This window comes from Paracoccus sp. TD-10 (genome assembly GCF_048270675.1).
GTDB classification, from domain to species: Bacteria; Pseudomonadota; Alphaproteobacteria; order Rhodobacterales; family Rhodobacteraceae; genus Paracoccus; species Paracoccus pantotrophus.
Map to the genome: position 1 here is coordinate 1559545 of NZ_CP182419.1, position 6033 is coordinate 1565577.

At 67.9% G+C, this 6033-nt stretch carries 6 protein-coding genes; 3 read left to right on the top strand and 3 right to left on the bottom strand.

Annotated elements, in window-relative coordinates; translation table 11 throughout:
• Nucleotides 1-91: 91 nt before the first annotated feature.
• From ACNKFW_RS18665 to ubiE, 3 genes are read right to left on the bottom strand one after another with little or no spacing between them, the layout of a single operon-like run.
• Nucleotides 92-910: a TIGR00282 family metallophosphoesterase gene (locus tag ACNKFW_RS18665; RefSeq protein WP_024843475.1), complete on the bottom strand. Its 819-nt coding sequence runs from the start codon at nt 908-910 to the stop codon at nt 92-94.
• A gap of 59 nt (nt 911-969) precedes the next feature.
• The gene (gene ubiB / locus ACNKFW_RS18670; RefSeq protein WP_024843474.1) at nt 970-2505 is read right to left on the bottom strand and encodes a 2-polyprenylphenol 6-hydroxylase; all 1536 of its coding nucleotides are present in this window, start codon (nt 2503-2505) and stop codon (nt 970-972) included.
• Nucleotides 2506-2507: 2 nt separating this feature from the next.
• Nucleotides 2508-3260: a bifunctional demethylmenaquinone methyltransferase/2-methoxy-6-polyprenyl-1,4-benzoquinol methylase UbiE gene (ubiE, locus tag ACNKFW_RS18675; RefSeq protein ID WP_024843473.1), complete on the bottom strand. Its 753-nt coding sequence runs from the start codon at nt 3258-3260 to the stop codon at nt 2508-2510.
• Between the two features lie 98 nt (nt 3261-3358).
• Here ubiE and mutM point away from each other — a divergent pair, with 98 nt between their 5' ends.
• The 3 genes from mutM (at nt 3359) to rpsT (ending at nt 5523) form a co-directional block, all read left to right on the top strand.
• Nucleotides 3359-4204: a bifunctional DNA-formamidopyrimidine glycosylase/DNA-(apurinic or apyrimidinic site) lyase gene (gene mutM / locus ACNKFW_RS18680; RefSeq protein WP_147428700.1), complete on the top strand. Its 846-nt coding sequence runs from the start codon at nt 3359-3361 to the stop codon at nt 4202-4204.
• 120 nt (nt 4205-4324) lie between these two features.
• Entirely contained in the window at nt 4325-5101 is a 777-nt protein-coding gene (locus ACNKFW_RS18685; RefSeq protein WP_024843471.1) for an enoyl-CoA hydratase, read from the top strand.
• Between the two features lie 152 nt (nt 5102-5253).
• Nucleotides 5254-5523 carry a 30S ribosomal protein S20 gene (gene rpsT / locus ACNKFW_RS18690; protein ID WP_024843470.1) on the top strand — a complete coding sequence of 90 codons (270 nt, stop codon included), beginning with the start codon at nt 5254-5256 and terminating at the stop codon, nt 5521-5523.
• Nucleotides 5524-6033 lie beyond the last annotated feature (510 nt).

Sequence of the window (6033 nt, forward strand, 5' to 3'; positions counted from 1 at the left end):
TCCCGTGCGCCGTTAAATCACGGCCCTTTCGATGGGTAATAGAATTATTTTCCCCGCCGCCGCAAGCAAAAGCGCGGGGCGCGCGCGCCCATCAGGCGGGAAGCTGCGTGGCGCCCAGCCTGCCGCCCTGGCGCAGCGGCTGCACCGCGACCGCCTTGCCCGTGCGGTCCTCGGTGGTGACCAGCACGCCCGACAGCGTCGCCTCGCCCTCGGCCGGGGTGAAGCGTTCCGAGGCCATGCCGGTCAGGAAGCGGCGCAGCGGTTCGGCCTTTTCCATGCCGATCACGCTGTCGTAGTCGCCGCACATGCCGGCATCGGTCTGGTATGCGGTGCCGCGGTTCAGGATCATCGTGTCGGCGGTCGGCACATGGGTATGGGTGCCCACGACCAGGCTGGCGCGGCCGTCGCACCAATGGCCCATGGCCATCTTTTCGCTGGTGGCCTCGGCATGGATGTCCACGACCGACGCCTGCACCAGCCCGCCCAGCGGATGCGCGCGCAAAACCGCGTCGATGGCCGAGAAGGGATCGTCGAAGGGCCGCTTCATGAAGACCTGGCCCAGCACCTGCGCGACCAGCACCTTACGGCCGCGCGTCGCCTCGAAGACCCGCGCGCCATGGCCGGGCGCGACCTTGGAATAGTTCAGCGGCCGGATAATGCGCGGCTCGGTCTCGATGAAGGACAGCATTTCCTTCTGGTCGAAGGCATGGTCGCCCAGGGTGATGCAATCGGCGCCGGCTTCCAGGATCAGCTTGGCATGGCCGCCGGTCAGCCCCATGCCGCCCGAGGCGTTTTCGCCGTTCACCACGGTGAAATCGACGCCCAGCCGTTCCTTGAGAGGGCCGAGCCCTTCCGCAATCGCGCGCCGGCCGGCGCGGCCCATCACATCGCCAAGATAGAGAATCCGCATGGGACAGCGTTAGGCGAAAGCCGGGGCACGCTCAAGCCCCGGCGGTGGCAGGAGGGCTCTTACCCCAGCCATGCGCCGAAGGCCGCGCCTGCCAGCGCGACGACGGCGCCCAGCGCCATGCCCGCGGCAAGGCCCGGACGCCGGCGCGGCTCGGGCGGCGGCGGCGGTTCGCGCAGCAGCTCGGGCATGCGGCGCTCCAGGTATTCCGGCAGAAGCGGCGCAAAGCGGCCCAGCACCTGCGCCGCCCGCGTCAGGTCGCGCACCGCCGCATGGGGCCCCAGATTGTCGCGGATATAGCTTTCCACCACCGGCTTGGCGACCTCCCACATGTTGATCTGCGGATCGAGCGAGCGTGCCACGCCCTCGACCACGACCATGGTGCGCTGCAGCAGGATCAGCTCGGTCCGGGTCGCCATGCCGAAGCGTTCGGTCACTTCGAACAGATAGGCCAGCAGGTTCGCCATCGAGATGCGGCTGGCATCGGCACCGAAGATCGGCTCGCCCACGGCGCGCAGGGCGCGGGCGAATTCCTTGATGTCACGGTCGCGCGGCACGTAGCCCGCCTCGAAATGCACCCGCGCGACGCGCTCGTAGTCGCGGCGGATGAAGCCCATCAGGATCTCGGCATAGACGCGGCGGGTATATTCGTCGATCTCGCCCATGATGCCAAAGTCATAGACGATGATGTCGCCGTTCCTGGCCACCTTCAGGTTGCCCTGGTGCATGTCGGCGTGGAAATAGCCGTCGCGCAGCGCATGGCGCAGGAAAAGCTGCAACACCCGCGCGCCAAGCGTCGGCAGGTCATGTCCGGCCGCCCGCAGCGCCGCGACATCGCCCATCGGCACGCCTTCGGCCCAGTCGGTCGTCAGCACGCGCCGGGCGCTGAGGTGCCAATAGGGGGCGGGCACCGCCATCCCCTCGTCGCCCGCGGTGTTCTCGGCAAATTCCGAGGCCGAGGCGGCTTCCAGCCGCAAATCCAGCTCTCCGGTCACCACCGATTCGAAATGGGCGACCACGTCGCGCGGCCTCAGCCGGCGGGTCGATGGCGACAGCCGCTCGATCATGCCGGCGGCGAAATGGAAGGCGTCGATGTCGCGGCGGAAAGCGGCTTCGATGCCGGGGCGCAGCACCTTGACCGCGACCTCGCGGCCGTTGTCGATGCGCCGCGCGCGGTGCACCTGCGCGATCGAGGCCGCCGCCACCGGTTCGGAAAACTCGCTGAACAGCGTCTCGACCGGCCGGCCCAGCTCGGCGGCGACGGTACGGCGGGCCTGGTCTTGCGCAAAGGGTGCCAGCCGGTCCTGGAGCATGGAAAGCTGGTCGGCCAGTTCCACCCCCACCACATCGGGCCGGGTCGACAGGATCTGGCCGAATTTCACGTAAGCCGGCCCCAGCGCGGTGATGGCGCGGGTGACGGGCGGCAGCGCCGGGTCGCCCTTGTAGCCGAGCCAGGCGAAGGGCCAGCCCAGGATGCGGGCGGCGACGCGGATGCCCGCGGGCGCGTTCGCGGCGTCCAGCGCGACCTTCATTGCGCCCGTGCGCTCGAAGGTGGCGCCGGTGCGGATCAGGCGCCAGATGTTGTGGGGGCCGCGCATCGTTACAGCTTCCAGCCCGAATGCAGCGCCGCGATGCCCATGGACAGGTTGCGCCATTGCACGCGGCCGAAGCCCGCCTCGCGGATCATCGCGGCAAAGGTTTCCTGGTCGGGGAACTTGCGGATCGATTCGACCAGGTACTGGTAGCTGTCGCGGTCGTTGGCGACGATCTGGCCCATCACCGGGATCACGTTGAAGCTGTAGCGGTCATAGAGCCATTGCAGCATCGGCACCGGCATCTGGCTGAACTCCAGCACCATCAGCCGGCCGCCGGGACGCAGCACGCGCCGCGCTTCGGCCAGGGCATCGGGGATGCGGGTAACGTTGCGGATACCGAAGCTGATCGTGTAGCGGTCGAAGCTGTTGTCGGCAAAGGGCAGTTGCATCGCATCGCCCGTGACCCAGGCGAGATGCCCGGCCAGCTTGTCGGCCTCGGCGCGCTTGCGGCCCTCGACCAGCATCGACTCGGTCATGTCGCAGACGGTGACGCGGGCGCCCGGCGCGCGCTCCAGAAAGCGAAAGGCGATGTCGCCGGTGCCGCCCGCCACGTCCAGCAGATGCTGGCCGTCGCGCGGCGCCAGCCAGTCCATCATCGCGGTCTTCCAGAGGCGGTGGATACCGCCGCTCATCAGGTCGTTCATCACGTCATAGCGCGAGGCCACGCGCGAGAAGACGCCATGGACCAGCCCGGCCTTGTCCGTCTCGGCCACGGTGCGAAAGCCGAAATGGGTTTCCTTTGGCTCGTCAGGGGTCATGTCGCTTGTCCATCCGTCGTTTCGCGCCCAGATAGTCCGAAAGCGCGCCGCGCGCCATAGCAAGGCCGCGGCGGCACCATGCGACGAACGGGAAGAAAATGCCAGAACTGCCAGAGGTCGAAACCGTCCGGCGCGGCCTTGAGCCGCATCTTGAAGGCCGCGTGATCGCCCGCGCCGAAGCCCGCCGTCCCGACCTGCGCTGGCCGCTGCCGCCCGACCTGGTGCAGGTGCTGACCGGCGCGCGGGTCGTCGCCTTGCGGCGGCGCTCGAAATACATCCTGGCCGAGCTGGAGCATCGCGGCAGTCTGCTTTTGCACCTGGGCATGTCGGGCCGGATGCTGATCGAGGACGAATCACAGGGCGCGTTTCACCGCGACCCGGCCATCCTGCCGCGCCACGACCATGTGGTCTTCTGGACCGACCGGGGCACCCGCATCACCTTCAACGACGCGCGGCGATTCGGCATGGTCGACCTGGTGGCGCCGGGCGCGACCCATCCGCTGCTGGCGCATCTGGGGCCCGAGCCGCTGTCGGACGCCTTTACCCCCGAGGCGCTGGCGGCCGCCCTGGCCGGGCGGCGCATGCCCATCAAGGCGGCGCTGCTCGATCAGCGGATCGTGGCCGGGCTGGGCAATATCTACGTCTCCGAGGCGCTCTATCGCGCCGGCATCGACCCGCGCCGCCTGGCCGGGACGGTCTCGGCACCCGAGACGGCGGCGCTGGTCGGCCATATCCGCGCCGTGCTGGAGGAGGCGATCGCCGCCGGGGGGTCATCCTTGCGCGACCACCGGCAGGCGACGGGCGAGCTGGGCTATTTCCAGCACGCCTTCCGCGTCTATGGCCGCGAGGGCGCCCCCTGCCCGGCACCGGGCTGCGCCGGCGTGGTGCAGCGCATCGTGCAATCGGGCCGGTCGAGCTTTTTCTGCCCGCTCTGCCAGCAGTGAAGCGGCCTTCGGCCGCTGCCTCCGGCGGGGATATTTGGGCAAGAAAGAAGCGGCGCTGGCCTTGGCCTCGCGCTTTTGTTACGAGTCGCGGTCAACTTGCTTGCGAAAGGCGAAGAGTCGATGGCTTACCAGACCCTCACCGTCGAGATCGACGATTATGTGGCGCTGATCCGGCTGAACCGGCCCGAGGCGCTGAATGCCCTGAACGCGCAGCTTCTGGGCGAGTTGGGCGATGCGCTGGCCGAGGCAGACCGGAACGAGAAGGTGCGCTGCATCGTCCTGACCGGCAGCGAGAAAGCCTTTGCCGCCGGGGCCGACATCAAGGAAATGGCCGGCAAGAGCTTTGTCGACGTCTATACCGACGACCTGTTCGGCGCCGAGATCGACCGCATCACCGCCACGCGCAAGCCGATCATCGCCGCCGTGTCGGGCTATGCGCTGGGGGGCGGGTGCGAACTGGCCATGGCCTGCGACTTCATCCTCTGCGCAGACAATGCCAAGTTCGGCCAGCCGGAGATCAACCTGGGCGTCATCGCCGGCATCGGCGGCACCCAGCGGCTGACCCGTTTCGTCGGCAAGTCCAAGGCGATGGAGATGCATTTGACCGGCCGGTTCATGGATGCGGCCGAGGCCGAGCGTTCCGGGCTGGTCAGCCGCGTCGTGCCGGCCGCGAAGCTGATCCCCGAGGCGCTGGCCGCGGCCCGCAAGATCGCCGAGAAGGGCCAGATCGCCGTCATGGCCGCCAAGGAGGCGGTGAACCGCGCCTATGAGACCACGCTGCGCGAGGGCATCCTGTTCGAGCGCCGCAGCTTCCAGGCGCTGTTCGCGACCGAGGACCAGAAGGAGGGCATGGCCGCCTTTTTGGAAAAGCGCGAGCCGCAGTTCCGCGACCGCTGATTTGGCGCTTGGCATCAAGGCCGGTCCGCTGTATAGGGCCGGGCTACATGCGCGTGGGCCCGCTTAAGGCAAGAATCATGACCGTCCGTTTTCGCGGACGGCGCCATGGGCTTTGCGCGACCGAGACATGAAGAACAGATAGGACCGCACCCATGGCCAATACGCCCCAGTCGAAGAAACGCGCCCGCCAGATCGAGCGCCGCACCGCCGTCAACAAGGCCCGCCGCTCGCGCATCCGCACCTTCCTGCGCAAGGTCGAGGAAGCCATCGCCGGCGGCAATGCCGAAATCGCCCGCGAGGCGCTGAAGAACGCCCAGCCCGAACTGATGCGCGGCGTGACCAAGGGCGTCATCCACAAGAATACCGCCGCGCGCAAGATGTCGCGCCTCGCGGCCCGCGTTAAGGCCCTGGGCACCGCCTGAGCCGCTGCGGCATTTTCGCAACTATCGGTGGAATACGCCAGGGGCGCGCTCTATCCAGGCGCGCCCTTCCGCATAAGGAAACCGTGGTTTTTTCCCGGTTTTACAGCAATTTCCGCAAGGGCGTCATCTTGCCGTCACGTTGCGAGATTCGATCAGGCAAAGTGACTGTCAAGCGCGAAGATCGGTTGCTGGCCGGGCGGGGTTCTTGCTAGCTTGTTCCCTGCGATTCACCGTCGCGCCTGGGGGACATGCCCTGAACCGTCGGCCGTGCCGCCGACAGGCAGGGTGGCAGCAGGATCGGACAAGATCCGCTACCGATGAAGCGCAAGCCGGCTGCCACCGGCCTGTGCCGCGTGTCTGCAAGTTTCGGCCGCAAGATGGCCCATGCGTCGCCTTGGCGGCGGGGTCTTCTTGTTGCCGAAACGTATTGCGTTCAGGCCGTGACGTCCGAATCGCCTCACGCCGGAAAATGCCGGCGGCATGTGGGGACAAGAGACGGAACTGGGCGAG

Excerpts from the sequence above, each read along its gene's own strand:
- rpsT (WP_024843470.1), top strand. The coding sequence starts at position 5,254 with ATGGCCAATACGCCCCAGTCGAAGAAACGCGCCCGCCAGATCGAGCGC.
- ACNKFW_RS18685 (WP_024843471.1), top strand. The coding sequence starts at position 4,325 with ATGGCTTACCAGACCCTCACCGTCGAGATCGACGATTATGTGGCGCTG.
- mutM (WP_147428700.1), top strand. The coding sequence starts at position 3,359 with ATGCCAGAACTGCCAGAGGTCGAAACCGTCCGGCGCGGCCTTGAGCCG.
- ubiB (WP_024843474.1), bottom strand. The coding sequence starts at position 2,505 with ATGCGCGGCCCCCACAACATCTGGCGCCTGATCCGCACCGGCGCCACC.
- ACNKFW_RS18665 (WP_024843475.1), bottom strand. The coding sequence starts at position 910 with ATGCGGATTCTCTATCTTGGCGATGTGATGGGCCGCGCCGGCCGGCGC.
- ubiE (WP_024843473.1), bottom strand. The coding sequence starts at position 3,260 with ATGACCCCTGACGAGCCAAAGGAAACCCATTTCGGCTTTCGCACCGTG.